The organism is Caldimonas hydrothermalis (assembly GCF_056746695.1).
In genome coordinates this window covers 23600-48493 of record NZ_JBWQXA010000004.1, presented here as the reverse complement: position 1 = coordinate 48493, position 24894 = coordinate 23600, and the positions used below count along the sequence as shown (strand labels likewise).

The 24894-nt window shown below is 68.9% G+C and carries 20 protein-coding genes; 13 read left to right on the top strand and 7 right to left on the bottom strand.

Going from position 1 to position 24894, the window contains the following annotated elements; translation table 11 throughout:
* The first annotated feature begins 2 nt into the window (after window positions 1-2).
* Both AC1ECW_RS07085 and AC1ECW_RS07080 read left to right on the top strand, forming a co-directional pair.
* Window positions 3-2633: a [protein-PII] uridylyltransferase gene (locus tag AC1ECW_RS07085; protein WP_409703927.1), complete on the top strand. Its 2631-nt coding sequence runs from the start codon at window positions 3-5 to the stop codon at window positions 2631-2633.
* Entirely contained in the window at window positions 2617-3210 is a 594-nt protein-coding gene (locus AC1ECW_RS07080) for a mechanosensitive ion channel domain-containing protein (RefSeq protein ID WP_409703925.1), read from the top strand. Before AC1ECW_RS07085 ends, AC1ECW_RS07080 begins: the two co-directional genes overlap by 17 nt.
* 11 nt (window positions 3211-3221) lie before the next feature.
* Here the strand turns inward: AC1ECW_RS07080 and rocD are convergent, their stop codons facing one another.
* Complete coding sequence (gene rocD / locus AC1ECW_RS07075) at window positions 3222-4478, bottom strand: ornithine--oxo-acid transaminase (RefSeq protein WP_409703923.1); 1257 nt, start codon at window positions 4476-4478, stop codon at window positions 3222-3224.
* Between the two features lie 125 nt (window positions 4479-4603).
* On the opposite strand from rocD, the gene AC1ECW_RS07070 reads away from it, so the two are divergent.
* A complete protein-coding gene (locus AC1ECW_RS07070; RefSeq protein WP_409703921.1) occupies window positions 4604-5083 on the top strand; it encodes an Lrp/AsnC family transcriptional regulator in 480 nt (159 codons plus the stop codon).
* Window positions 5084-5089: 6 nt separating this feature from the next.
* Here AC1ECW_RS07070 and def read toward each other — a convergent pair whose 3' ends face one another.
* Both def and ligA read right to left on the bottom strand, forming a co-directional pair.
* Window positions 5090-5626, bottom strand: a complete 537-nt coding sequence (gene def, locus AC1ECW_RS07065) for a peptide deformylase (protein WP_409703919.1) — start codon at window positions 5624-5626, stop codon at window positions 5090-5092.
* A 1-nt stretch (window position 5627) separates the two neighbouring features.
* Entirely contained in the window at window positions 5628-7718 is a 2091-nt protein-coding gene (ligA, locus tag AC1ECW_RS07060) for an NAD-dependent DNA ligase LigA (RefSeq protein WP_409703917.1), read from the bottom strand.
* Window positions 7719-7797: 79 nt separating this feature from the next.
* On the opposite strand from ligA, the gene gorA reads away from it, so the two are divergent.
* A complete protein-coding gene (gorA, locus tag AC1ECW_RS07055) occupies window positions 7798-9177 on the top strand; it encodes a glutathione-disulfide reductase (protein WP_409703915.1) in 1380 nt (459 codons plus the stop codon).
* On the opposite strand, the gene AC1ECW_RS07050 is transcribed toward gorA, so the two are convergent.
* Both AC1ECW_RS07050 and smc read right to left on the bottom strand, forming a co-directional pair.
* Complete coding sequence (locus AC1ECW_RS07050) at window positions 9170-10222, bottom strand: cell division protein FtsZ (RefSeq protein ID WP_481201507.1); 1053 nt, start codon at window positions 10220-10222, stop codon at window positions 9170-9172. The genes gorA and AC1ECW_RS07050 overlap by 8 nt on opposite strands.
* 5 nt (window positions 10223-10227) lie before the next feature.
* A complete protein-coding gene (gene smc / locus AC1ECW_RS07045) occupies window positions 10228-13743 on the bottom strand; it encodes a chromosome segregation protein SMC (RefSeq protein ID WP_409706926.1) in 3516 nt (1171 codons plus the stop codon).
* A gap of 169 nt (window positions 13744-13912) precedes the next feature.
* On the opposite strand from smc, the gene queF reads away from it, so the two are divergent.
* Window positions 13913-14395, top strand: a complete 483-nt coding sequence (gene queF, locus AC1ECW_RS07040; protein WP_481201506.1) for a preQ(1) synthase — start codon at window positions 13913-13915, stop codon at window positions 14393-14395.
* A 15-nt stretch (window positions 14396-14410) separates the two neighbouring features.
* On the opposite strand, the gene AC1ECW_RS07035 is transcribed toward queF, so the two are convergent.
* Complete coding sequence (locus AC1ECW_RS07035; RefSeq protein ID WP_481201505.1) at window positions 14411-15442, bottom strand: alkane 1-monooxygenase; 1032 nt, start codon at window positions 15440-15442, stop codon at window positions 14411-14413.
* A 76-nt stretch (window positions 15443-15518) separates the two neighbouring features.
* Between AC1ECW_RS07035 and dapC the strand changes: the two genes are divergently transcribed.
* From dapC to AC1ECW_RS06995, 8 genes are all read left to right on the top strand, one after another.
* Window positions 15519-16730, top strand: a complete 1212-nt coding sequence (gene dapC / locus AC1ECW_RS07030; protein ID WP_481201504.1) for a succinyldiaminopimelate transaminase — start codon at window positions 15519-15521, stop codon at window positions 16728-16730.
* Window positions 16731-16751: 21 nt separating this feature from the next.
* Window positions 16752-17582 carry a 2,3,4,5-tetrahydropyridine-2,6-dicarboxylate N-succinyltransferase gene (gene dapD, locus AC1ECW_RS07025; protein ID WP_409661688.1) on the top strand — a complete coding sequence of 277 codons (831 nt, stop codon included), beginning with the start codon at window positions 16752-16754 and terminating at the stop codon, window positions 17580-17582.
* Window positions 17583-17628: 46 nt separating this feature from the next.
* The gene (locus AC1ECW_RS07020) at window positions 17629-18828 is read left to right on the top strand and encodes a PilT/PilU family type 4a pilus ATPase (protein WP_481201503.1); all 1200 of its coding nucleotides are present in this window, start codon (window positions 17629-17631) and stop codon (window positions 18826-18828) included.
* 27 nt (window positions 18829-18855) lie between these two features.
* Window positions 18856-20007, top strand: coding sequence for a succinyl-diaminopimelate desuccinylase (dapE, locus tag AC1ECW_RS07015; RefSeq protein ID WP_481201502.1), 1152 nt, complete (start codon window positions 18856-18858; stop codon window positions 20005-20007).
* A complete protein-coding gene (gene prmB, locus AC1ECW_RS07010; RefSeq protein WP_409706947.1) occupies window positions 20004-20879 on the top strand; it encodes a 50S ribosomal protein L3 N(5)-glutamine methyltransferase in 876 nt (291 codons plus the stop codon). The genes dapE and prmB overlap by 4 nt, the downstream gene beginning before the upstream one ends.
* The gene (locus AC1ECW_RS07005) at window positions 20879-22807 is read left to right on the top strand and encodes an ABC-F family ATP-binding cassette domain-containing protein (RefSeq protein ID WP_481201501.1); all 1929 of its coding nucleotides are present in this window, start codon (window positions 20879-20881) and stop codon (window positions 22805-22807) included. Before prmB ends, AC1ECW_RS07005 begins: the two co-directional genes overlap by 1 nt.
* Window positions 22808-22902: 95 nt before the next feature.
* On the top strand, window positions 22903-23406 hold the full coding sequence (locus tag AC1ECW_RS07000) for a MarR family winged helix-turn-helix transcriptional regulator (RefSeq protein WP_481201500.1): 504 nt from the start codon (window positions 22903-22905) through the stop codon (window positions 23404-23406).
* 38 nt (window positions 23407-23444) lie between these two features.
* A complete protein-coding gene (locus AC1ECW_RS06995; protein ID WP_409703357.1) occupies window positions 23445-23870 on the top strand; it encodes an organic hydroperoxide resistance protein in 426 nt (141 codons plus the stop codon).
* Between the two features lie 9 nt (window positions 23871-23879).
* On the opposite strand, the gene AC1ECW_RS06990 is transcribed toward AC1ECW_RS06995, so the two are convergent.
* Entirely contained in the window at window positions 23880-24812 is a 933-nt protein-coding gene (locus AC1ECW_RS06990; protein WP_409703354.1) for an asparaginase, read from the bottom strand.
* Window positions 24813-24894 lie beyond the last annotated feature (82 nt).

Sequence of the window (24894 nt, the reverse complement as noted above, 5' to 3'; positions counted from 1 at the left end):
GCATGGCCGTTGCGAGCACAGCGCCCCCGGAGGCGCACTCCCAGGACGGCGCGGCCCGCGTGGCCGACCTGCGCACGCAGTTCCGACAGCGCAAGCAGGCCCTGCTCCAGGCCTTCCGCGACGGCCGTCCCACCACCTCGGCGGCCACCCGACTGGTGCGCGAGCTGTGCCGTCATGTGGACCAGACCTTGACCGGCCTGTGGACCCATGCCTACCTGCCCCAAGGGGCGGCCCTGGTCGCCGTGGGAGGCTACGGGCGAGGTGAGCTCTACCCCTATTCCGACGTGGACGTGCTGGTGCTGCTGCCCGACGAGCCGGGCACAGGCGTCCAGGACAATGCGGCCTGGAAGTCCAGCATCGAGGGTTTCATCACCGCCTGCTGGGACATCGGCCTGGAGATCGGCTCCAGCGTGCGCAGCGTGCAGGACTGCCTGGACGAGGCCGCGCGCGACGTGACGGTGCAGACGGCCTTGCTCGAGTCGCGCCTGCTGTGCGGCTCGCGCAGCCTGTTCCAGCGCTTCCGCAAGGCCTTCGACACGCGCATGGACGCGCGTGCCTTCCTGCGCGCCAAGACGCTGGAGATGCGTCAGCGTCACCAGAAGTACGAGGACACGCCCTACTCGCTGGAGCCCAACTGCAAGGAAAGTCCCGGCGGCCTGCGTGACCTGCAGGTGGTCATGTGGGTGGCCAAGGCGGCCGGGCTGGGCAGGACGTGGCCGGCCCTGGCCGCCAGCGGGCTGATGACCCCCTTCGAGCTCAAGCAGGTGCAGCGCAACGAGGCTTTGCTGCGCCTGATCCGCGCGCGGCTGCATGTGGTGGCCGGCCGACGCGAGGACCGCCTGGTGTTCGACCTGCAGACCGCGGTGGCCGAAAGCTTCGGCTACCGGCCCACCAAGGCCCGGCGCGCCTCCGAGGCCTTGATGCACCGCTACTACTGGGCGGCCAAGGCGGTAACCCAGCTCAACCTGATCCTGATGCTCAACATCGAGGAGCGCATCCTGGGCTCGCAGAACACGCCCATGCGCCCCATCGACGAGCACTTCCTGGACCGCGGCGGCATGCTCGAGGTGGTCAGCGACGATCTCTACGAGCGCGACCGTCATGCCATCTTGCGCACTTTCCTGGTCTACCAGCGCACCCCGGGCATCAAGGGCCTGTCGGCGCGCACGCTGCGCGCGCTGTACAACGCCCGCGAGCTGATGGACGCCGAGTTCCGCCGCGACCCGGTCAACCGCGCCACCTTCATGCAGATCCTGCAGCAGCCGCTGGGCCAGACCCATGTGCTGCGGCTGATGAACCAGACCTCGGTGCTGGGGCGCTACCTCTGGGTGTTCCGGCGCATCGTCGGGCGCATGCAGCACGACCTCTTCCACGTCTACACCGTGGACCAGCACATCCTGATGGTGCTGCGCAACGTCAGGCGTTTCTTCATCCCCGAGCATGCGCACGAATACCCCTTCTGCTCGCAGCTGGCCTCGCAGTTCGACCGGCCTTACGTGCTGTACGTGGCCGCCCTCTTCCACGACGTGGCCAAGGGCCGCGGCGGCGACCACTCCGACCTGGGCGCCGTCGAGGTGCGGCGCTTCTGCCGCGACCATGACGTCCCGAAGGAGGACGCGCGGCTCATCGAGTTCCTGGTGCAGCACCACTTGACGATGTCGCGCGTGGCCCAGAAGGAGGACCTGAGCGACCCGGAGGTGATCACCGGCTTTGCCCGGCTCGTTCAGACCGAGCGCCGGCTCACCGCGCTGTACCTGCTGACCGTGGCCGACATCCGCGGCACCAGCCCGAAGGTGTGGAACGGCTGGAAGGGCAAGCTGCTCGAAGACCTCTACCGCCTGACCCTGCGCTCCCTGGGCGGCGCGCAGCCCAACCTGGCTGCCGAGATCGAGACCCGCAAGCAGGAAGCCCTGCAGATGCTGGCGCTGTATTCGATGCTGCCTGGGGTGCAGGAACCGCTGTGGCAGACCCTGGAGCTGAGCTATTTTGCCCGCCACGAGGCCGCCGACATCGCCTGGCATGCCCGCTCCTTGTGGCGCCACGTGGATGCCGGCTACCCGGTGGTCAAGGCCCGGCCGTCGGCCGCGGGCGAAGGGCTGCAGGTGGTGGTCTACGCTCCCGACCAGGACGACCTCTTCGCGCGCATCTGCGGCTACTTCGACAGTGCCGGCTTCAACATCCTGGACGCACGCATCCACACCACGCGCACCGGCTACGCGCTGGACACCTTCCAGGTGATCGCCCCCAGCCTCGACCTGCACCACCGCGACCTGATCTCGCTGGTGGAAAACCAGCTCCATCAGGCCCTGACCCGCGGCGGGCCGCTGCCCGAGCCCAGCCGCGGGCGGTTGTCGCGGCGGGTGAAGTCCTTCCCCGTGCAGCCGCGTGTGCTGCTGCGCCCGGACGAGCGGGCCCAGCGCTGGCTGCTCACTGTCTCGGCAAGCGACCGCTCGGGCCTGCTGTATTCCATCGCCCGGGTGTTGGCCAAGTACCGCGTCAACCTGCAACTGGCCAAGGTCACCACGCTGGGCGAACGGGTCGAGGACACCTTCCTGATCGACGGGCCGGCGCTGCAGCAGTCCAAGGTGCAACTTTCCATGGAGTCGGATCTGCTCGATGCGCTGGCTGGCTGAGCTGAAGACGCAATTGCCGCAATGGATCCTGGAGTGGCTGGACCTCATCATCCCGGCCAGCCAGGTGCTCCTGATCCTGGTGGCCGCGTATGTGCTGCGTGCCGCGCTGCGGCTGGCGATCAAGCGCGTGTGCTCGCACTACCAGTTGCCCGCCGAGGTGCACATGGGCGCGCGGCGCGTGCTGGGCTTCCTCGTCTACGCCGCGGCCATCCTGCTGATCCTGGAGCGGCTGGGCGTCTCGGGCAGCGTGCTGTGGACGGCCTTCACCGGCTTTGCCGCCGTGGCGGCGGTGGCTTTCTTCGCCGCCTGGAGCGTGCTGTCGAACATTTTCTGCACGATCCTGATCTTCAGCACCCGGCTGTTCCGCCTGCACGACCACATCGAAGTGCTGGAAAGCGGCGACAAGCCCGGTCTCAAGGGCGTGGTGATCGATATCAACGTCGTCTACACCACGCTGCTGGAAGACCAGGGCACGAAGTTGCAGGTGCCCAACAACCTGTTCTTCCAGCGCATGGTGCGCCGGGGCCGGCCGTCCGACGCGCCCGACGGCCAGGCCCCGGGCGACCCCGATGATTGAGCCCGAATGTCTCAGGCGGCCTTGCGACCCGGTTGCGGCCGCAGAGCCTGAACCGCGACCAGCGCGCGCCCAAAGGCGGCCACGGCCTCGTCCACCTGGGCGGCATTCACCGTGAGCGGCGGTGCGAAGCGCACCACGGTGTCGTGCGTGTCCTTGCTCAGCACGCCCTCGCGCATCAAGGCCTCGCAGACGCTGCGGGCATGCGCAAAGTCACGGTCGATCTCCACCCCGACGAGCAGACCCCGTCCACGCACCTCCCGGATGGCCGGGTGACGCAGAGCCCGCAGCCCCTGCATCAGGCGCTCGCCCAGATGCAAGGCCCGCTCACACAGCCCCTCGCGCTCGAGCAGTTCCAGCGCGGCCAAGCCCACCGTCGCACCCAGCGGGTTGCCACCAAAAGTGCTGCCATGGTCACCGGGGCGGAAGACTCCCATCACCTCCTCGCGCGCGCAAAAGGCCGACACCGGCAACAGCCCCCCGCCCAAGGCCTTGCCCAGCGTGATGCCGTCGGGCACCACGTCCTCGTGCTGGCAGGCCAGCATCCGCCCGGTGCGACCCAGGCCGGTCTGCACCTCGTCGCAAATCAGCAGCACCCGGTGCCGGGTGCACAGCTCGCGTGCCGCCCGCAGGTAGCCCGGGGGCGGCACGATGATGCCGGCCTCCCCCTGGATGGGCTCGACCAGGAAGGCCACGGTCTGCGGGGTGATGGCGCGCTCCAATGCAGCGACGTCGCCATACGGGACCGAGACGAAGCCGGGGGCGAAGGGGCCGAAGCCGTCCCGGTACTGCGGCTCGCTGGAGAAGCCCACGATCGTCGTCGTGCGTCCCGCGAAGTTGCCCTGGGCCACCAGGATGCGGGCCTGGCCCTCGGGCACGCCCTTGACCTTGTAGCCCCACTTGCGGGCCGCCTTGATCGCGGTCTCGACGGCCTCGGCGCCCGTGTTCATCGGCAGGGCACGGTCCATGCCGGTGTGGCGGCACAGCCGGGCCAGGAAGGGTCCGAGACGGTCGGTATGGAAGGCCCGCGAGGTGACGGCCAGACGGGCGGCCTGTTCGGTCAGGGCCTGCACGAGCACCGGATGGCTGTGTCCGAAGCTGACGGCCGAGTAGGCCGACATCATGTCGAGGTAACGCCGCCCCTGGTCATCCCAGAGGAAGACGCCCTCACCGCGCACCAGGGTGACCGGCAGGGGGTGGTAGTTGCGTGCACCAAAGCGCTCTTCCAGTTCGCGCGGGCTGGCAGTGAATTCGGCTGGACGCAGGGACATGGTGTCTCCAGGTGGAAAGGATGTGTTTCAGCGTCACTCTAGGCCGGTGGGCAGGAAATTTGATTTCCATTTGTTGTGTGTATAACCTTGCAAGCACAACAAAATTTCATGGATAGGGCTGTTTCATGCAACCAACCCCCGCAAGCGGCCTGGATGCCATCGACCGGCGCCTTTTGGAGGTGCTGCAGGCCGAGGGTCGCATCAGCAATGTCGATCTGGCCTTGCGGGTGCATCTGTCGGCGCCGCAGTGCCTGCGCCGCGTGCGCTCGCTCGAGGACCGTGGTGTGATCCGCGGCTATGCCGCGCAGGTCGACCGCGAGGCGCTGGGCCTGGCGGTGATGGCCTTCGTGGGCCTGAGCATCGACCGCGAGCAGTTCACCCGCGTGCGCGAGCTCGAGAAGGTGTTCCAGGACTTCCCTGAAGTCATCGAGTGCCACTCGGTGTCGGGCGACCACGACTACCTGCTCAAGGTGGTGGCTCCTGACCTGCGGACGCTGTCGCAGTTCCTCACTGACCGGCTGATGCAGGTGCCCGGTGTGGACAATGTGCGCTCGACCATTTGCCTGGAAGAGATCAAGCCACCGTCGCCGATGCCGGTGGCGTAAGCCCGGTCAATCCTCGGCGCTGGCGTCCAGGCCGGGAAACAACACCGAGGTGAAGCCGAAGCGGGTGAAGTCGCGCACGCGCATCGGGTAGAGCTTGCCGATCAGGTGGTCGCATTCGTGCTGTACCACCCGGGCGTGGAAGCCCTCGGCCTCGCGCTCGATGCGCCGGCCCTGCACGTCAAAGCCGCTGTAGCGGATGCGCGCAAAGCGCGGCACCACGCCGCGCAGGCCGGGCACCGACAGGCAGCCTTCCCAGCCTTCTTCTTCTGCATCGCCCAGCGGCTCGATCTGCGGATTGACCAGCACGGTCTCGGGCACGGGCGGCGCCTCGGGATAGCGTTCGTTGCGGGCAAAGCCGAAGATCACCACGGCCAAGTCCACACCAATCTGGGGGGCGGCGAGCCCGGCGCCGTTTGCGGCACGCATGGTGTCGAAAAGATCGTCCACCAGGGCTCGCAGCTCGGGGGTATCGAACTCGAGCACCGGCTTGGCCACGCGCAGCAGGCGCGGGTCGCCCATCTTGAGGATCTCTCGAACAGCCATTTCAGACGTCCTTCCCATCCAGCAGGGCTTTCAGGCCCGACTCGTCCAGCACCGGCACGCCCAGTTCCTCGGCCTTGGCCAGCTTGCTGCCGGCTTCCGCGCCGGCCACCACGTAGTGGGTCTTCTTGCTCACCGAGCCGGCCACCTTCCCGCCGGCCGCCTCGATCAAGGCCTTGGCCTCGTCCCGGCTCATCGTGGGCAAGGTGCCGGTCAGCACCAGGGTCTTGCCCAGCAGCGGCCGCGGGGCGTCGCTGGCCGTGCCCTCGCCTTCGGGCCAGTGCACGCCCGCAGCGCGCAACTGCTCGACCACCTCGCGGTTGTGCAGCTGATCGAAGAAGGTGCGGATGCTCTGGGCCACCACGGGGCCCACGTCGTTGACCTCCAGCAGTTCTTCCACGCGCGCATCCATGATGCGGTCCAGGCTGCCGAAGTGGCGTGCCAGGTCCTTGGCCGTGGCCTCACCCACGTGGCGGATGCCCAGCGCGAAGAGAAAGCGCGGCAGCGTGGTCTGCTTGGATTTCTCCAGCGCCTCGACCAGGTTGCGGGCGCTCTTGTCTCCCATCCGGTCCAGTGCCGAAAGCTTGGCCACGCCCAGCGTGTAGAGCTCAGGCAGGGTGCGGATGAGGCCTCCATCGACGAGCTGATCGACGAGCTTGTCGCCCAGACCCTCGATGTCCATGGCCCGGCGCTGGGCGAAATGCAGCAGCGCCTGCTTGCGTTGGGCCGCGCAGTACAGCCCGCCGCTGCAGCGCCAGTCCACCTCGCCTTCCTCGCGGACGATGGCACTGCCACACACCGGGCAGCGGCCGGCCAGGCGCCGGTACAGGTCGAAGGGCTCGCCGGCATCGGGCGGCCGGCGTTCCAGGACGACGGCCACCACCTCGGGGATCACGTCGCCGGCGCGGCGCACGATCACCGTGTCGCCAATGCGCACGTCCTTGCGGCGGGTTTCGTCTTCGTTGTGCAGCGTGGCGTTGGTCACGGTGACGCCACCCACGAAGACCGGCGCGAGCTTGGCCACCGGCGTGAGCTTGCCGGTGCGGCCCACCTGGATGTCGATGTCGAGCACCGTGGTCATCTGCTCCTGCGCCGGATACTTGTGCGCCACGGCCCAGCGCGGCTCGCGGGTGACGTAGCCGAGCTGCCGCTGCAGGTCCAGACGGTTCACCTTGTAGACCACCCCGTCGATGTCGAAAGGCAGTTGATCACGCCGTTGGCCGATGCGACGGTGAAACTCGATCAGGCCTTGCGCGCCCTGCACCACGGCACGCTCCTCGCACACCGGCAGGCCCAGGGCCACAAAGGCATCGAGCACACCGGACTGTGTGTCGGGCTGCTCAGGCCAGCCCGACACCTCGCCCCAGCCGTAGGCGAAAAAGCTCAGAGGCCGCCGGGCTGCGATCGCCGGATCGAGCTGCCGCACCGCGCCCGCCGCCGCGTTGCGCGGGTTGACGAAGGTCTTCTCGCCCAGCTCGCGTTGGCGGGCGTTGAGCCGCTCGAAATCATCCCGGCGCATGTAGACCTCGCCCCGCACCTCCAGCACCTCGGGTGCCGCACCGCTCAGGCGCAACGGAATCTGGCGGATCGTGCGGATGTTCTGGGTCACGTCTTCACCCACCTCGCCGTCGCCCCGCGTGGCCGCACGCACCAGCACACCACCCTCGTAACGCAGGCTGATGGCCAGGCCGTCGAACTTCAGCTCGGCTTGGTACTCGATGGGCGGATCGGCCTCGGTCAGCTTGAGTTCGCGTCGCACGCGGGCGTCGAAGTTCGCGGCGCCAGTGGGTTCGGTGTCGGTCTCGGTGCGGATGGACAGCATGGGCACCGCATGCCGCACCGGCTCGAAGCCCTCGAGCACCCGGCCCAGCACGCGCTGGGTGGGCGAGTCCGGCGTCAACAGTTCGGGATGCGCGGCCTCCAGGGCCTGCAGCTCCTGGAACATCCGGTCGTACTCGGCATCCGGGATCTGGGGCGCATCGAGCACATAGTACAGGTGGGCATGGTGATGCAGTTGCTCGCGCAACCACGCGGCACGCCGGGCCGCTTCGGCGCTGGAGGCCGGGGCCGGGTCGAACAGGGAAGGCTGGCTCATGGAACGGCATTGTCCCGCACGGCGCACGCCCTCGCCATGGGGGCGCTAAGCTGCGCGCATGGCCACCGGAGAGCCTGCCATGTCCGAGACCTTCGATTTCGACCTCCTGACCCTGGGCGCCGGCTCAGGCGGTGTGGCGGCCTCGCGCCGGGCCGCAGCCCATGGCGCCAAGGTCGGCATCGTGGAAGCCTCCCGCGTGGGCGGCACCTGCGTGATCCGCGGCTGTGTGCCGAAAAAGCTGCTGATGTACGCCGCACAGTATGGGGATGCCTTGCGCGAGGCGGCCGAATACGGCTGGGTGCTGCCCGATGGGGCCCCACGCTTCGACATGGCCCGCTGGGCTGCACGCAAGAAGGCCGAGACCGATCGCCTCGAAGGCGTGTACCGCCAGTTGCTGGCCAGCTCCGGCGTGACCCTCTTCGAAGGCCGGGCCCGTGTGCTGGGCCCGCACACGGTGCAGGTGGGTGCGCGCACGCTGCGCGCGCGACGGCTGCTGATCGCCACCGGGGCCTCGCCGGTGCGCGACAGTATCGAGGGCATCGCCGATTGCCCCACCTCCGACGAGCTGCTCGACCTGCGCGAGCTGCCGGCCGACGCGACGGTGATCGGCGCCGGCTATATCGCGCTGGAGTTCGCGAGCATGCTGGCCCGACTGGGGGTCTGTGTGCGGCTGGTCCACCGTGCCGACCTGCCCCTGCGGGGCTTCGACGAAGACGTGCGGCGCCGCCTGGCGGCAGCCCTGGAGCAGGCGGGCATCGAGCGGATCTCGGGCCAGGGCGTGAAGGCCGTGCGCGGCGGGCCGGGCCGCTGGGAGGTGGTGCTGGCCGATGGCCGCTGCCTCGCGGCCAGCTTCGTGCTCAACGCCACGGGCCGACGGCCCAACACGGCCGGGCTGGGTCTGGAGACGCTGGGCATCCCGCTGGGCAGCCACGGTGCTGTCCCGGTCGATGAGCGGCTGCAGACCCCAGCCGAGGGGGTCTACGCCATCGGTGACGTGACCGACCGGCTCAACCTCACGCCGGTGGCCATCGCCCAGGGACGGGCGCTGGCCGATGCGCTCTTTGGCCCCACCCATCGTTTCCCCGACTTGCGCCTGACCGCCACAGCCGTGTTCACCTTGCCGCCCGTGGGCACGATCGGCCTCACCGAGGCCGCGATGCGGCAGCGCCGCCAGCCTTACCGGGTCTACGAGAGCGACTTCCGCCCGATGCGCCAGGCCTTCTTCGGGGGCGCTGAGCGCTGCTACATGAAGCTGCTGGTCGACGATGTGTCCGACCGGGTGATGGGCGTGCACATGCTGGGCACCGACGCCCCGGAGATCGTGCAGAGCCTGGCGGTAGCACTGAGCTGCGGTGCCACAAAGACCCAGTTCGACCGGACCTTGGCCGTGCATCCCACTGCCGCCGAGGAATTCGTGCTCATGCGCGAACCCGCGCGCGTGGTGCGCGACTTCAGCTGAACAGGCGGCGCGCTGCCGGCGAACCCGCCGGCAGGCCACGCGCTTCCAATGTGGCGTAGAGCCGCTCGAGCTCGCGGCCGATGGCGTCGAACGCCTGGGGGCCCAGGGGCTGGCCGGCATCGTCCACCACCGCGGCCTCCATGCCCAGGGCCAGGGCCTGCGCGCTGGCCTGCCAGGCCTGGAAGGGGGCCTCGTCGGCGCTCGTCTGAGGCACGTCGAAGGCCAGGCTCACATCGCGCACCGCCGCCCGGTTGGGATCTTCGGCAAAGGCGGCCTGGGCGTCGAACTGCAGGATCAGCATGGCCGGAGCGCCTTCTTGGCTGCCCGGCAGCACCAGACGGCCCGGCACGGCCCCGGAGACAAAGCCATGGCGCGCCGCATGCTGCTGGATGTAGGCTACCGACCAGGCCGCTCCGCGGGCCACCAGACGGCAGGCGAGCTGGGCATCGTGCTGGCTGGCGAACTGGTCGAGTTCGCGGGCGCGCGCGACCACGTCGAGCATGTCGGGGAAATCGGCCGTCGCGCCGATCGCATCGGCAAAAGCCTGCACCTTCTGCACGAACTCGGAGTATTCGATCTCGTTGAGCGCCCCAGTGCGGTTGGCCAACTGCACGCCGGCCTGGAACTCGCGGTAGGTCTGACCGGCCTGGGGCGGCTCCCATTCGGAGGTGGCGTCATTCAGCCCCTCGATGAAGAAGGGTTTGCTGCCGGCACGCCGGGTGGCAGGCAGGTGGTGCATCACACTGTCGCCGGTGAAGCGCAGCTCCACGCTCAGCGGGACGATGGCATCGATCAAAGGGTCCAGACGCGGCCCGGTCTGCCGCCGCGCGGGGGTTGGTGCCAGCGCGCTCTCCAGCGCGTCGGCCGGCGGTGGCTCGAAGTCCTCGAGTCGCAGCACGGGTTCCTCGAAACGCTGGGGCACGGCCTCGCTGCGGGGGGTGGCTCGGCGCACACCCGCCTTGCGGGCCTGCCAGGCCCCATGGGCCACCACCGCGCCGACGACGAGCACGCCCAGGACGAGCAAGGCCAGTTGCAGGCTGCCCATGATGCTCAGGCCGCCTCGGCCATGCCCACGGCCGCTTCCATGTCCACGGCCACGATGCGCGAGACCCCCTGCTCCTGCATCGTCACGCCGATGAGCTGCTCGGCCATCTCCATGGCGATCTTGTTGTGCGAGATGAACAGGAACTGGGTGTCCTTGGACATCGCGGTCACCAGCTTGGCGTAGCGCTCGGTGTTGGCGTCGTCCAGCGGGGCATCGACCTCGTCGAGCAGGCAGAAGGGCGCCGGGTTGAGCTGGAAGATCGCGAACACGAGCGCGATGGCCGTCAGCGCCTTCTCGCCACCGGACAGGAGGTGGATCGTGCTGTTCTTCTTGCCCGGCGGCTGGGCCATCACCTGCACACCGGCATCGAGGATCTCGTCGCCGGTCATGACCAGCTTCGCGGTGCCGCCGCCGAACAGGCTCGGGAACATCTTGCCGAAGTGCTCGTTGACGAAGTCGAAGGTCTTCTTCAGCAGCTCGCGGGTTTCCATGTCGATCTTGTGGATCGCATCCTCGAGCGTCTTGATCGCGTCGGTCAGGTCGGCGTTCTGGGCATCCAGGAAGGTCTTGCGCTCGCGCGCGGCGGTGAGCTCGTCCAGAGCCGCCAGGTTCACCGCCCCCAGGGCATTGATCTCGCGGTTGATGCGGTCGATCTCGCTTTGCAGGCCGTGCAGTCGCACCCCGCCTTCCTCGATCGTGCGCGCCAGGGCCTCGAGATCGACCTCGGCCTGGGTGAGCTGCTCGAGGAACTGGGCGCCGCCCAGCGAAGCGGCTTGTTCCTCGAGCTGCAGTTTGGTGATGCGCTCACGCAGCGGATCGAGGCTGCGCTCGAACTCCAGGCGCTGCTCGTCGGCCCGGCGCAGTCGCATCGACAGATCGTCGTACTCGCTGCGCTTGGCCGCCAGCGCTGCCTCACGCTCCATCTTGAGCGCCAGCGCTTCCTGCAGGCCGGCCTGGGCCGCAGCGTCGTTGAAGCCGTCGAGCTCGGCCTGCAACTGCTCGGCCGAGCGCTCGTTGGCCTGGATCTGCTGCACCGCCGTCTCGATGGAGCGCTGCAGCTCCCCGCGGCGGGAGGCCAGGGCGCGGGCCGAGAACTGCGACTCCTGGGCTTCGCGTTCGAGTGAACGCAGTTGCTCACGCGCCTGGTTGAGTTTGCGCTCGGCCTCGATCACGGCCTCTTCGAGCTCGGCGTGGCGCTCCTGCTCGTTGGCCAGCAGCATGTCGAGTTCCTCGAAGCGCGCCTCGCCGGTGGCTCGCCGTTCGGCCAGTTCCTCGAGCTGCGCATCGATCTCGGCCAGTTCCTCCTCGATCTGGCCGCGCCGGCTGCTGGTCTGCTCGGCCTGCTGCGTCAGGCGCAGCAACTCCACCTGGAGCTGATGGGTGCGCGCTTGCAGCTCGGCCGCCTCGCGGCGGGCCGTGACCAGACGCTGGGAGGCCTCGGTGTACGCCGCCTCGGCCCGCACCAGGGCCGAGCGCGCCTCGTCGGCGATCAGGGCCTGGGCGCGCACCTGTCGCTCCAGGTTCTCGATCTCCTGGGCGCGGGCGAGCATGCCGGCCTGCTCGGAGTCGGGGGCGTAGAACGCCACCGCGAACTGCGACACCGCATGGCCCTCGCGGGTCATGATCACCTCGCCGTGGGTGAGCCTGTCGCGCTGGGCCAGGGCTTCATCGATGGAGCCGGCGGTGTAGACCCCTTCCAGCCAGTCGTTCAGCAGGGCCTTGAGCCCGGCATCGTGCAGGCGCAGCAAGTCGGACAGGCGTGGCAGCGTGTGGTGGGTGTTGCTGATGGCGGCCGAGGGCAGCGTGTAGAAGGCCAGCTTGGCCGGCGGCGCGTCGCTGGCGAAAGCCCGCACGGTCTCGACACGGCCCACCTCCAGCGCGTTGAGCCGCTCGCGCAGCGCCGATTCCAGGGCCGTCTCCCAGCCCGGCTCGATGTGCACCTTCGTCCACAGGCCCTGCAGCCCGTCCAGGCCGTGCTTGGCCAGCCAGGGCTTGAGCTTGCCCTCGGTCTGCACCTTCTCCTGCAGCGCCCTCAGAGCCTCCAGCCGGGCCGCCAGGTCGGCCTGCCGGGCCGACTCGGCATTGACCCGCTCCTGCTGGGCGCGCCGCTCCTCGTCCAGATGCGGCACCCGCTCGGTCAGCTCGTGCAGGCGCTCGTCGGCCACGGCCTGCTCCTGGGCCGCCTGCTCGTGCAGGCGCTGCAGTTCGCCCAACCGGGCTTCGTCAGGGGCGGCCAGGCCCTTGGCCTCGGCGGCCAGGCGCTCACGCCGCGTCTGCAATTGCCGGCCCTGCTCGTCCAGGTTGCGCGATTCCACCGCCAGCAACTGGATCTGCTGCTGCACGCCGGAGACGGCGTTGCGCTGCTCGTTGGCCCGAGTGACGGCGGCGCGTACCGCGTCCTCCAGAGCCGGGAGATTGGCTGCCTCCTCCTCGGCCTGGGCGGCCAGGACCTCGGCCTGCTCCTGCGCCATCGCGATCTGCTCGGCGATCGTCTCGAGCTCGCTTTCGGCCTGGGCGCGACGCTCGGCCCACTGGCCGCTGTGCGCTTTCAGCTCGATCAACCGCTGCTCGACGCGCTGACGCCCCTCCACCACATAGCGGATGCGTTCCTCGAGCCGGCTGACTTCGAGGCTGGCCTCGGCCAGCGCGCCCTGCGCGGCGTGCAGCTCGTCGCTGGCCGCGTAATGCGCCTGCCGGAGGGTCTCCAGCTCGGCCTCGACGTGGCGCAGCTCGGCCAGCCTCGCCTCCAGGGCATTGGTGGCTTCCAGCACTTCGCGGTGCACGCGCTCTTGCTCGGCGGCCGCATCGCGGTGCTTGAGGAACCAGAGTTGATGCAGCTTGAGCGTGCCCTGCTCCTGCAGGCTGCGGTAACGCTGCGCCACCTCGGCCTGCTGTTCCAGACGCTCGAGGTTGTGGCCCAGCTCACGCAGGATGTCCTCCACCCGGGTGAGGTTCTCGCGCGTATCCTTCAGACGGTTCTCCGTCTCGCGGCGGCGCTCCTTGTACTTGGACACGCCGGCGGCTTCCTCGAGGAACATGCGCAGCTCCTCGGGGCGTGATTCGATGATGCGGCTGATCGTGCCCTGGCCGATGATCGCGTAGGCCCGCGGCCCCAGGCCCGTGCCGAGGAAGACGTCCTGGACATCACGGCGGCGCACGGGCTGCCCGTTGATGAAATAGCTCGACGTCCCATCGCGCGTGAGCACGCGTCGCACCGAGATCTCGGTGAACTGGTTCCACTGTCCGCCGGCGCGCGCGTCGGAGTTGTCGAACACCAGTTCCACGCTGGCCCGGCTGGCCGGCTTGCGGGTGCCCGAGCCGTTGAAGATCACGTCTTGCATCGACTCGCCACGCAGCTCCGAGGCCTTGGACTCGCCCAGCACCCAGCGCACCGCATCCATGATGTTGGACTTGCCGCAGCCGTTGGGCCCCACCACGCCGACGAGTTGCCCGGGCAACTGGAAATGCGTGGGCTCCGCGAAGGACTTGAAGCCGGACAGCTTGATCGAGTTCAGGCGCATGGGCTGCTTGGGGCACCGCGCCGGGCCGCCACCGGCGGCCTCGCGCTAAGTCGTTGATTCGTATACGAAAACCGACCCATCGACCGGTTCCACGGAAGCGCGGATGATACCATCGCCCCCCTGCCGCCCAGCCCGTGGGCGCCCCTTCGTCTCCAACCGTCACACTGCCATGGCCAAACGCCCTTCCTCCCCCGCCCGCACCCCTCCCCGGCAGCGCGAGATGCCGCCCAACCCGCCCTCGGCGCCTTCGAAGGAGCTGCATGTCTTCCCGAACCCCAGCCCGAAGCGCGACTACGTCATCCAGTTCCAGGTCCCCGAGTTCACCTGCCACTGCCCGCTGACCGGCCAGCCCGACTTCGCGCACTTCACGATCGACTGCATCCCCGACAAGCTGTGCGTCGAGCTCAAGAGCCTGAAGATGTACATGTGGAGCTACCGCAACGAGGGGGCTTTCCACGAGAAGGTCACCAACGACATCCTCGACGACATCGTCAAGGCCATCGAGCCGCGCTTTCTGCGCATCACGGCCAAGTGGTATGTGCGCGGCGGCATCTACACCAACGTGGTGGTCGAGCATCGCAAGAAGGGCTGGAAGCCCCAACCGCGCATCGAGCTGCCGCAGCATGCGTCCGAATCGGGCCTGCTGGGCTGAAAGGCCGCGCAGGGCTCAGGCCGGCGACAGTCGCCACCGGTCCAGACGCGGATGCATGACACGGAACCACAGCGGCGGCACCATCGCCAGCCAGATGCAGCCCGCATAGCCGGTAGGTAACTGGGGCCCCGGCAGGGGCTCCAGGCTGGCATAGGGCTTGCCGGCGTGCATGTGGTGGTCGGAATGCCGTTGCAGGTTGGCCAGCAGGCAGTTGCTGATCAGGGTGTCGGCATTCCAGGCATGCTCCACCCCGAAGCGCTCGGGCCGGCCCTGCACCTCACGGCGCTGCAGGCCATAGTGCTCGATGTAGTTCACGGTCTCCAGCAGCCACACGGCATGGGCCGCCTGCACCCCCCAGAAGAGCAGGCCTTGCCAGCCCGCCACCGCCGCGACCACGCCGATCCAAGCCCCCTGCGCCACCATCGCCCAGGCCAGCGGGCTGTGCGCCCAGCCCTGGCGATGCCGCGCCAGCCGCTGCGCTTCCAGCGCCCAGGCGCTGCGCCAACTGCCGGCCAGCGTGCGCGGCAGGAAACGCCACAACGATTCCCCGGCGCGAGCACTGGCCGGATCGTCGGCGGTCGCCGCCCGCACATGGTGCCCGCGATAGTGCTCCACCATGAAGTGGGCGTAGCCCACGCTGATCATCAGCGCCCAGCCCAGGGCGCGGTCGAGCCGGGAGCGGGAATGGCCCAGCTCGTGAGCGAAGGTGATGCCCTGCGACCCGGTGGTCGTCCCCACGGCCAGCCCCAGGGCCAGCACCGCCGCCGCACTGGACTGCTCCCGGGCCACGAGCAGGCCCAGGGCCAACAGACCGGCCTGCCACAGCACATGCAGGCGCAGGCAGGCCACGAACCACGGATGCGGCTCGCGCGCCGCGGGCGAGTGCCGCCACGAGGGAAGTACCCATTCCAGCACCGCCACGCCCGTCAGCACGCCCAGGGCCACACCCCAGGCCGCCCAGGGCGAATACCACGCGGCCGTACCGATCCCCCAGGGCATGGCCCAGGCCAGCGCAAAACGCAGATCGCGCCACCGCAACGTGTTCATGGATCCATGATCGGAGCCCCCCGGCGAGCCGTCAAGCGCAGTGTCCCGGTGCGTCGAACGGGGATAATCGCCGTCCATGAACCCCCTGCTCGCCCGCCTCCAGCCCTATCCGTTCGAACGGCTGCGCGCCCTCACCCAGGACCTCACGCCCAACCCGGCCCTGCGGCCCATCAGCCTGGGCATCGGAGAGCCCAGGCACCCCACGCCGCTCTTCATCCGCCAGGCGCTGGCCCATGCCCTCGACGGCCTGGCCCACTACCCGGCCACGGTGGGCCAGCCGGCCCTGCGCGAGGCGATGGCCGGCTGGGTGCAGCGCCGCTACGGCGTGAGCCTGGATCCGGCCACCCAGGTGCTGCCGGTCAACGGCTCGCGCGAGGCGCTGTTCGCCTTTGCCCAGACCGTCATCGACCCGACGCGGCACCGCCAGGCCGGCGGGCCCATCGTGGTCTGCCCGAATCCCTTCTATCAGATCTACGAAGGCGCCGCCTTGCTGGCTGGTGCCGACACGGCCTTTGCCAACAGCGACCCGACGCGCAACTTTGCCTGCGACTGGTCGGCCTTGTCGGACGACACCTGGGCGCGCACCCAGCTCGTCTACGTGTGCTCGCCGGGCAATCCCACCGGCGCGGTGATGCCCCTGGACGAATGGGCGCGGCTGTTCGAGCTGAGCGACCGGCACGGCTTCGTGATCGCCTCGGACGAGTGCTATTCCGAGATCTACTTCCGTGACGAGCCTCCGCTGGGCGGGCTGGAAGCCGCCGCCAGGCTCGGCCGCCAGGATCTGCGCAACCTCGTCGCCTTCACCAGCTTGTCCAAGCGCTCCAACGTGCCGGGCCTGCGCTCGGGCTTCGTGGCCGGCGATGCACGGCTCCTGAAGGCCTTCTCGCTGTACCGCACCTACCACGGCAGCGCGATGAGCCCGGTGGTGCAGCAGGCCAGCATCGCCGCCTGGAACGACGAAGCCCACGTGGTGGCCAACCGCGAGCAGTACCGCGCCAAGTTCGCCCGCGTCACCCCCCTGCTGGCCGAGGTGCTGGAGGTGGCCCTGCCCGATGCCGGCTTCTACTTGTGGGCCAAGGTGCCCGAGGCCCTGGGGCAAAGCGACACCGAGTTCGCCCGGGGGGTGCTCGCTCAATACAATGTGACGGTCTTGCCGGGCAGCTTCCTTGCGCGGCAGGCGCACGGCCTGAACCCCGGCGCCGGCCGCATCCGCATGGCCCTGGTGGCCGAGCTCGACGAATGCGTCGAGGCCGCCGAACGCATCGCCGCCTATGTCCGTTCCCTCTGATCCACTCAAGAGTCCGCATCCATGAGTCAAGCCCTCGAAGCCGTCATCAACCAGGCCTGGGACGACCGCGCCGCCCTGTCGCCCTCCGCTGCCGCCCCCGAGGTGCGCGAGGCCGTCGAATCCGTGATCGCCGACCTGAACAAGGGCCGCCTGCGCGTGGCCGAGAAGATCGACGGCGCCTGGACCACCCACCAGTGGATCAAGAAGGCCGTGCTGCTGAGCTTCCGCCTGCACGACAACGTCGCCATGCGCGCCGGCGACCTGGGCTTCTTCGACAAGGTGCCCACCAAGTTCGCCCACCTCAGCGACGAGGAGATGCGAGCCACCGGTGTGCGTGTCGTGCCCCCTGCCGTGGCGCGCCGTGGCAGCTACATCGCCAGGAATGTGGTGCTCATGCCCTCGTACGTGAACATCGGCGCCTATGTGGACGAAGGCACCATGGTCGACACCTGGGCCACCGTGGGCTCGTGCGCCCAGATTGGCAAGAATGTGCACCTCTCGGGGGGCGTGGGCATCGGCGGTGTGCTCGAACCGCTGCAGGCCAACCCCACGATCATCGAGGACAACTGCTTCATCGGCGCGCGCTCCGAGGTGGTGGAAGGCGTGATCGTCGAAGAGAACTCCGTGCTGGGCATGGGCGTGTACATCGGCCAGAGCACCCCCATCTTCAACCGTGAGACCGGCGAGATCACCTACGGCCGCGTGCCGGCCGGCTCGGTGGTCGTGAGCGGCAACCTGCCCAAGACGACGGCTGCCGGCCAGGCCTACAGCCTGTATGCCGCGGTGATCGTCAAGCGCGTGGACGCCCAGACCCGTTCCAAGACCAGCATCAACGACCTGCTGCGCGCCTGAGGCACACTGCGGCACACCCGACACACCCACGACGAGGAGGATGGCGATGAGCGGTGGCAACATGGAGCGCGTGCTGCGCCTGATGGCCGACAAGCAGGCCTCGGATGTCTATCTGTCGGCCAAGACGCCCATCCTCATCAAGATCCACGGGCAGATCCTGCAAGTCAGCGATCAGCCCCTCACCCCCCAGCAGCCGCGCCAGTTGCTCGCCGAGGTGCTCACCCCTGCCCAAATGGAGGAGCTCGACGAAACAGGCGAGCTGAACCTGGGGGTGGTGCTACCCGGCGTGGCCAGCTTCCGCCTGAGCGCCTTCAAGCAGCGCGGCTCGGTCGCCGCGGTGTTCCGCTGCATTCCGAGCACGATTCCCTCGCTGGAATCGCTCAACGTGCCCGACATCCTCACCAGCCTGATCCTGGAAAAGCGCGGGCTGATCCTGCTGGTAGGCGCCACCGGCACGGGCAAGAGCACCACCTTGGCCGCCATGCTCGAGCACCGCAATCAGCAGTTGGCCGGGCACATCCTCACCATCGAGGATCCGATCGAGTTCCTGTTCACGAACAAGAAGTCGGTGATCAACCAGCGCGAAGTCGGACGGGACACCCAGTCCCTGCAGATCGGGCTGAAGAACGCCCTGCGTCAGGCCCCCGACTGCATCATGATCGGCGAGATCCGCGACCGCGAAACCATGACCGCGGCCCTGTCATACGCCCTGTCCGGTCACCTGGTGCTGTCGACGATGCACGCCAACAACAGCTATCACGCGCTCAGCCGCATCATGTCGTTCTACACCCCCGAGGCGCGCCCTGCCCTGCTGTCGGACCTGGGCTCGGGGCTGAAGGCCATCGTCTCGCAGCGCCTGATGCGTGCGGTCACCGGCGGACGCATCCCGGCCGTGGAGGTGCTGCTCAACACCAAGCTCGTGGCCGAGCTGATCGAAAAGGGCGATCTCGCCGGCGTGAAAGAGGCGATGGAGAAATCCCTGGCCGAGGGTTCGCAGACCTTCGAAGCCGATATCGCCCGCCTGATCAACGAGGGCCGTGTCACCCGCGAGGAAGGCCTGGCCTACGCTGATTCGCCCACCAACCTGATGTGGCGGCTGCAGAACGACATGAGCGCCCAGAGCAAGCTCACCCCGAAAAAAGAAGAGGTCGAGGACGGACCGTCCTTCACCGAGATCACGCTGGACGTGCGCAACGACGAGCGCCCCAGCGGCTATGGCACCACCGGCTTCGGCGTGCTGCGCTGAGGCCCGGCACGCTGCGGCCCCCACCCCATGACCGACACCCTGCGCCTCACCGAAGCCCTGATCGCCCGGCCTTCGGTCACACCGTCCGATGCCGGCTGCCAAGCCCTGATCGCCGAGCGGCTCACGCCCCTGGGCTTTGCCTGCGAGACGCTGGTCTTCGGCCCGTCCGACTTTCGCGTCACCAACCTGTGGGCCAAGCGCGAGGGCCGCGCCGGCCACGAGGGCAAGCTGCTGGTGTTTGCCGGCCACACCGATGTGGTGCCCACCGGGCCCCTGGAGCGCTGGCTCAGCGACCCTTTCACGCCCACCCACCGCGACGGCCTGCTGCATGGCCGCGGTGCCGCCGACATGAAGAGCTCGATCGCCGCGATGGTGGTGGCCGTGCAGGAGTTCGTGGCCGCCCACCCCGACCACCGTGGCTCCATCGCCTTCCTGATCACCAGCGACGAGGAGGGCCCGGCCAACGACGGGACCGTCAAGGTCTGCGACTGGCTGCGCGCGCGCGGCGAACGCCTGGACTACTGCATCGTCGGCGAACCCACCTCGGTCGAGCGCCTGGGCGACATGATCAAGAACGGCCGTCGCGGCTCGCTGTCGGGCCGGCTTACGGTCAAGGGCCTCCAGGGCCACATCGCCTACCCTCACCTGGCGCGCAACCCGGTGCACCAGGCCGCACCGGCCCTGGCCGAACTCGCGGCCATCGAATGGGACCGTGGCAACGCCTACTTCCCGCCCACGAGTTGGCAGATCTCGAATCTGCACGCCGGCACCGGCGCCACCAATGTCATCCCCGGCGAGCTCGTCGTCGACTTCAATTTCCGCTACGGCACCGAATCCACCCCCGAAGGCCTGAAGGCCCGGGTGCACGAAGTGCTCGACCGCCACGGCCTGGAGTATGACCTCGCCTGGACGCTGGGCGGCCTGCCTTTCCTCACCGAACCGGGCGACCTGAGCGAAGCCGTGGTGGCCGCCATCCGCACCGAAACCGGCCTCACGCCCGAGCTGTCCACCACCGGCGGCACCTCGGATGGCCGCTTCATCGCGCAGATCTGTCCCCAGGTGATCGAGTTCGGGCCGCGCAACGCCACCATCCACAAGATCAACGAAGGCGTGGAAGTGGCCCACCTCGAACCCCTGAAGAATATCTACCGCAAGACCCTGGAAGCACTGATCGCATGACCGTACTCGAGATGATCGAGCGCATGGCCGCCCGCCTCGACGAGGCGGGCGTTTCATTTGGGCATGGCACCACCAACGCCCGCGACGAGGCCGCCTGGCTCACGCTGTGGGCCCTGGGCCTGCCGCTGGACGACCTCGACAGCGTCGCGGCACGTGAGCTCGACCGCGCCGACCAGGCCCGCGTGAACGCCCTGATCGACGAGCGCATCACCAGCCGCGTGCCGGCGGCCTACCTCACGCAGGAGGCCTGGCTGCAAGGCGTGCGCTTCTACGTCGACGAGCGCGCCATCGTGCCGCGCTCGTTCATCGCCGAGCTGCTGGCCGATGGCAGCATCGACCCCTGGCTGGGTGAACACACCCGCGCAGTGCTCGACCTGTGCACCGGCAACGGCAGCCTGGCGGTGCTCACCGCCATGGCCTATCCGGACGTGCACGTGGATGCTGCCGACCTGAGTGAGGACGCCCTGGCGGTGGCGCGCATCAACGTCGAGCGCCATGGCCTGGCCGATCGCATCCGTCTCGTGCACAGCGACCTCTTCGAGGTCCTGCCCGGCCGCTACGACCTCATCCTGTGCAATCCGCCCTATGTGAACACGCTGTCGATGGCAGCCCTGCCGGCCGAATACCAGGCCGAGCCCGACCTGGCCCTGGCCGGCGGCGAGGATGGCATGGACCTGATCCGTCGCATCCTGCGCGAGGCCCCGGCCCACATGAACGACCACGCCGTGCTCGTGCTGGAGATCGGCCACGAGCGTGCCCATTTCGAGGCAGCCTTCCCCTTGCTCGAAGCCGTGTGGATCGACACCAGCGCCGGCCCCGACATGGTGGTGCTGCTCACACGCGAAGCCCTGGCCGCCCAGAGCCTGCCCTGATGATCCAGCTCAAGAACCTCACCCTGCGCCGCGGCACGAAGGTCGTGCTCGAAGGCGCCTGGCTCACCCTGAACCCCGGGGAAAAGGTGGGCCTGGTGGGCCGCAACGGCGCCGGCAAATCCTCGCTCTTCGCCCTGCTCACCGGCAGGCTGCAGGCCGATGCCGGCGATGCCGAGGTGCCCGCCCACTGGCAAGTGGCCGAAGTGGCCCAGGACATGCCCGAGACCGACGAGGGCGCCACCGACTTCGTGCTGGCCGGTGACCGCATGCTGCAGGCGGCACAGGCAGCGCTGGCCCAGGCCGAGGCCGCCGACGACGGCCTGGCCATCGCCGAGGCCCATCACCGCATCGAGCAGGCCGGTGGCTTCGACGCGCGTGCCCGCGCGCAAGCGCTGCTGCTGGGCCTGGGCTTCACCACCGGACAGCTCGATGCCCCGGTGAACAGCTTCTCGGGCGGCTGGCGCATGCGGTTGCAGCTGGCGCGCGCGCTGATGTGCCCGGCCGACCTGATGCTGCTGGACGAGCCCACCAACCACCTGGACCTCGATGCCCTGGTCTGGCTGGAAGCCTGGCTGCAGCGCTTCGAGGGAACGCTGATCGTCATCAGCCATGACCGCGAGTTCCTCGATGCGGTCACCCGGGTGACCGTGCACTTGGAAGACGCTCGCCTGACCCGCTACGGTGGCAACTACACCCGTTTCGAGGAGATGCGCGCCGAGCGCATGAGCCAGCAGCAGGCCGCCTTCGAGCGTCAGCAAGAGCGCATTGCGCAGCTCTCGCGCTTCATCGAGCGCTTCAAGGCCAAGGCCAGCAAGGCCCGCCAGGCGCAAAGCCGGGTCAAGGCGCTGGCACGCATGGAAAAGCTCGCCCCGGTGCTCACCGCGGCCGATTTCCAGTTCGAGTTCCGCGAGCCGGCCCACCTGCCCAACCCCATGCTGGTGCTCGATGGTGCCGGCATGGGCTATCGCAACGCCGAGGGCGACACGCTCATCCTGCGCGACGTGAACCGATCGGTGCTGGCCGGCCAGCGCATCGGCATCCTCGGCGCCAACGGCCAGGGCAAGTCCACGCTGGTCAAGACCATCGCCCGCAGCCTGCCGCTGCTGCGCGGGCGCATCACCGAAGGCAAGGGCCTGGCCATCGGCTACTTCGCCCAGCAGGAGCTGGACGTGCTGCACCCGGCCGACACCCCCTTGCAGCACATGATCCGTCTCGCCCGCGACGTAGGCCCCCAGGCCCGCGAGCAGGAGCTGCGCGACTTCCTCGGCCAGTTCCGCTTTGTGGGCGACATGGTGATGCAGCCCGTGGGCAGCATGAGCGGCGGCGAGAAGGCCCGCCTGGTGCTGGCCCTGCTCGTGTGGCAGCGCCCCAACCTGCTGCTGCTGGACGAACCCACCAACCACCTCGACCTCACCACCCGCGAAGCGCTGAGCATGGCCCTCAACGAGTTCGAGGGCACGGTGATGCTGGTCAGCCACGACCGTGCACTGCTGCGCGAGGTGTGCGACGAGTTCTGGCTGGTCGCGCACGGGAGCGTGACCCCCTTTGACGGCGACCTCGACGACTACCAGCGCTGGTTGCTGGACCAGGGCCGCGAGCGGGCCCAGGCACACCGGCAGCCGCCGGCCGCCGCAGCACCAACGGCCGCGGCCGCCCGCCCTGCGCGTCAGGACCGGCGCGACCCGCAACGTCAGCAACGTCTCGAAAAGGCCCGGCCCTTGAAGAAGGAACGGGTCGCCATCGACGAACGGCTGGCCGCCCTGGGTCAGGAGAAGGCCGCCCTCGAAGCGGCGTTGTCCGGCGGCGAAGGCACGCCGGAGCAATGGGCTCAGCAAGGCCGCCGGCTCAAAGAGATCGGCGAACAGATAGAGCAACTCGAGACGCGCTGGCTCGAACTCAGCGAACAGCTGGACCAGTTGGAAGCCTGAGGCGCCGGGCACCAGCCGGTGCCGGGCTGGCCGGTATAGGCCTCTCTGTCGACAATTAAATTGCGCGCAATTAAATTGCGCATTACAATTGAGCCATGCCGAATTCCACCCCTCCCATCGCCGACACCCAGGGCCTGCTGCAGCTCGACAAGCAGTTGTGCTTTGCGCTCTACGCCACGTCACTGGCGATGACCAAGCTCTACAAACCCCTGCTCGACCGGCTGAGCCTCACCTACCCGCAGTACCTGGTGATGCTGGTCCTTTGGGAGCATGGCGAGCAGACGGTGAGCGAACTGGGCGAGCGGCTGTTCCTCGATTCCGGCACGCTCACGCCCCTGCTCAAGCGCCTGCAGTCGGCCGGTCTGGTGGACCGCCGCCGTGACAGCGCCGATGAGCGCCGCGTGATCGTCCACCTCACCCCGGCGGGCGAGGCCCTGCGTGAAGCCGCCGTCCAGGTGCCCGTCGAAGTGGCCTGTGCTACCCGGTGCAGCCTGGAGGAGATCGCCGAGTTGCGTCAACGCCTGCACGGGCTGCGCCAGCGTCTGAGCCTGCACACCACCCCCTCGGCCATCGCCCCCGTGAAACGGCGGGCCGCCTGAGCCCCCTGCCCTCCCACCCACCCACTGAAAGGAAGACCATGCCTCTCGAAAAAGTGCTCTACCAGGCCCAAGCCACCTCGACCGGCGGCCGCGACGGCCGTTCGGTGTCCTCCGACGGCGCCCTCGACCTGCGGCTCAGCACTCCCAGGGAACTCGGCGGTGCCGGCGGCCCCGGCACGAACCCCGAGCAACTCTTCGCGGCGGGCTACTCCGCCTGCTTCATTGGCGCCATGAAGTTCGTGGCCGCCCAGCGCAAGATCGCCCTGCCAGCCGACACCGCCATCACGGCAACGGTGGGCATCGGGCCCGTGGCCCAGGGCTTTGGCATCGAGGTCGACCTGGCCGTGTCCCTTCCCGGCATGGAACGCACCCAGGCCGAAGCCCTGGTGCATGCCGCCCATCAGGTGTGCCCCTATTCCAACGCCACGCGCAACAACATCGACGTGCGACTGCACCTGGTCTGAGCCCCGGGCTCAGGCCCGCATCAGCTCCAGCATCAGCGCCACGCGGGCCTTGGCCGGGGTCAAGGTGCCGGCCGAGGGCCATTGCCGCGGATGCTCCCCGAGCACCGGCCCCATGCCACAACGGCTGGCACGCCACACCGTCACCCCCTGCGCCTGGGCCTCGGTCAAGGCGGCTTCGAGGGCCACATGGATGGTGCCGTTGCCGGTGCCCGCCACCACGAGGCCGCGCACACCGGCGCGCACCAGGGCTTGCACGGCCTGTGCCCGCGCACCGGCCCCGCTCGTGACGATCTCCACCCAGGGCCACGCCGTGGGCTCCAGGGCCAGCAGGGCTTGCAGGCCCAGCGCAGGTCCCTGCGGCCAGGGGCGCAGAATGCGCAACCGGCCTGCCTCCACCAGCGCCACCGGTCCTGCATCGCCGGAATCGAAAGCGTCCACCCGGTAGGTGTGAGCCTTGCGCACATCGGCCGCCGCGTGCACCCGGCCCGACAGCACGGCCACCACCCCCCGGGCCTGCGGCCAAGCCGCCACCGTCACGGCATCGGCCAGGTTCTGTGGCCCGTCGGCCGACAAGGCCGTGGCCGGACGCATCGCCGCCGTCAGCACCACCGGCTTGGCCGGCGCCAGCACGGCCTGCAGGAACCAGGCGGTCTCCTCCAGGGTGTCAGTGCCATGCGTGATGACGACCCCGGCCACCTCGGGCCGCGCCACCGCACGGTCCACGGCCCGGGCCAGCTCGCGCCACACACCGAAGTCCATGTCCTTGCTGTCCACCTGGGCGAGCTGGAGCATCTCCAGAGGCTGGCCGGACAGCGCTGGCACGGACGCCAGCAACTGCGCCACGCCAATCTGGGCCGCGGTGTAGCCGGTATGGTCGGCCGCGCTGGCGGCCGTGCCGGCAATCGTGCCGCCCGTGCCGATGACCACGACGGTCTGGTGCATGTTTTGCATTTTTCTGGAAGCTGGATAAAAATACAGATACTGGATGCGCAACCAGTCAGTGTGCAGCCAGGACGTACACCGG

Bases quoted from the DNA above. Each gene is read 5' to 3' on its own strand.
- AC1ECW_RS07085 (WP_409703927.1), top strand. From the start codon at position 3: ATGGCCGTTGCGAGCACAGCGCCCCCGGAGGCGCACTCCCAGGACGGC.
- AC1ECW_RS07080 (WP_409703925.1), top strand. From the start codon at position 2,617: ATGCGCTGGCTGGCTGAGCTGAAGACGCAATTGCCGCAATGGATCCTG.
- rocD (WP_409703923.1), bottom strand. From the start codon at position 4,478: ATGTCCCTGCGTCCAGCCGAATTCACTGCCAGCCCGCGCGAACTGGAA.
- AC1ECW_RS07070 (WP_409703921.1), top strand. From the start codon at position 4,604: ATGCAACCAACCCCCGCAAGCGGCCTGGATGCCATCGACCGGCGCCTT.
- def (WP_409703919.1), bottom strand. From the start codon at position 5,626: ATGGCTGTTCGAGAGATCCTCAAGATGGGCGACCCGCGCCTGCTGCGC.
- ligA (WP_409703917.1), bottom strand. From the start codon at position 7,718: ATGAGCCAGCCTTCCCTGTTCGACCCGGCCCCGGCCTCCAGCGCCGAA.
- gorA (WP_409703915.1), top strand. From the start codon at position 7,798: ATGTCCGAGACCTTCGATTTCGACCTCCTGACCCTGGGCGCCGGCTCA.
- AC1ECW_RS07050 (WP_481201507.1), bottom strand. From the start codon at position 10,222: ATGGGCAGCCTGCAACTGGCCTTGCTCGTCCTGGGCGTGCTCGTCGTC.
- smc (WP_409706926.1), bottom strand. From the start codon at position 13,743: ATGCGCCTGAACTCGATCAAGCTGTCCGGCTTCAAGTCCTTCGCGGAG.
- queF (WP_481201506.1), top strand. From the start codon at position 13,913: ATGGCCAAACGCCCTTCCTCCCCCGCCCGCACCCCTCCCCGGCAGCGC.
- AC1ECW_RS07035 (WP_481201505.1), bottom strand. From the start codon at position 15,442: ATGAACACGTTGCGGTGGCGCGATCTGCGTTTTGCGCTGGCCTGGGCC.
- dapC (WP_481201504.1), top strand. From the start codon at position 15,519: ATGAACCCCCTGCTCGCCCGCCTCCAGCCCTATCCGTTCGAACGGCTG.
- dapD (WP_409661688.1), top strand. From the start codon at position 16,752: ATGAGTCAAGCCCTCGAAGCCGTCATCAACCAGGCCTGGGACGACCGC.
- AC1ECW_RS07020 (WP_481201503.1), top strand. From the start codon at position 17,629: ATGAGCGGTGGCAACATGGAGCGCGTGCTGCGCCTGATGGCCGACAAG.
- dapE (WP_481201502.1), top strand. From the start codon at position 18,856: ATGACCGACACCCTGCGCCTCACCGAAGCCCTGATCGCCCGGCCTTCG.
- prmB (WP_409706947.1), top strand. From the start codon at position 20,004: ATGACCGTACTCGAGATGATCGAGCGCATGGCCGCCCGCCTCGACGAG.
- AC1ECW_RS07005 (WP_481201501.1), top strand. From the start codon at position 20,879: ATGATCCAGCTCAAGAACCTCACCCTGCGCCGCGGCACGAAGGTCGTG.
- AC1ECW_RS07000 (WP_481201500.1), top strand. From the start codon at position 22,903: ATGCCGAATTCCACCCCTCCCATCGCCGACACCCAGGGCCTGCTGCAG.
- AC1ECW_RS06995 (WP_409703357.1), top strand. From the start codon at position 23,445: ATGCCTCTCGAAAAAGTGCTCTACCAGGCCCAAGCCACCTCGACCGGC.
- AC1ECW_RS06990 (WP_409703354.1), bottom strand. From the start codon at position 24,812: ATGCACCAGACCGTCGTGGTCATCGGCACGGGCGGCACGATTGCCGGC.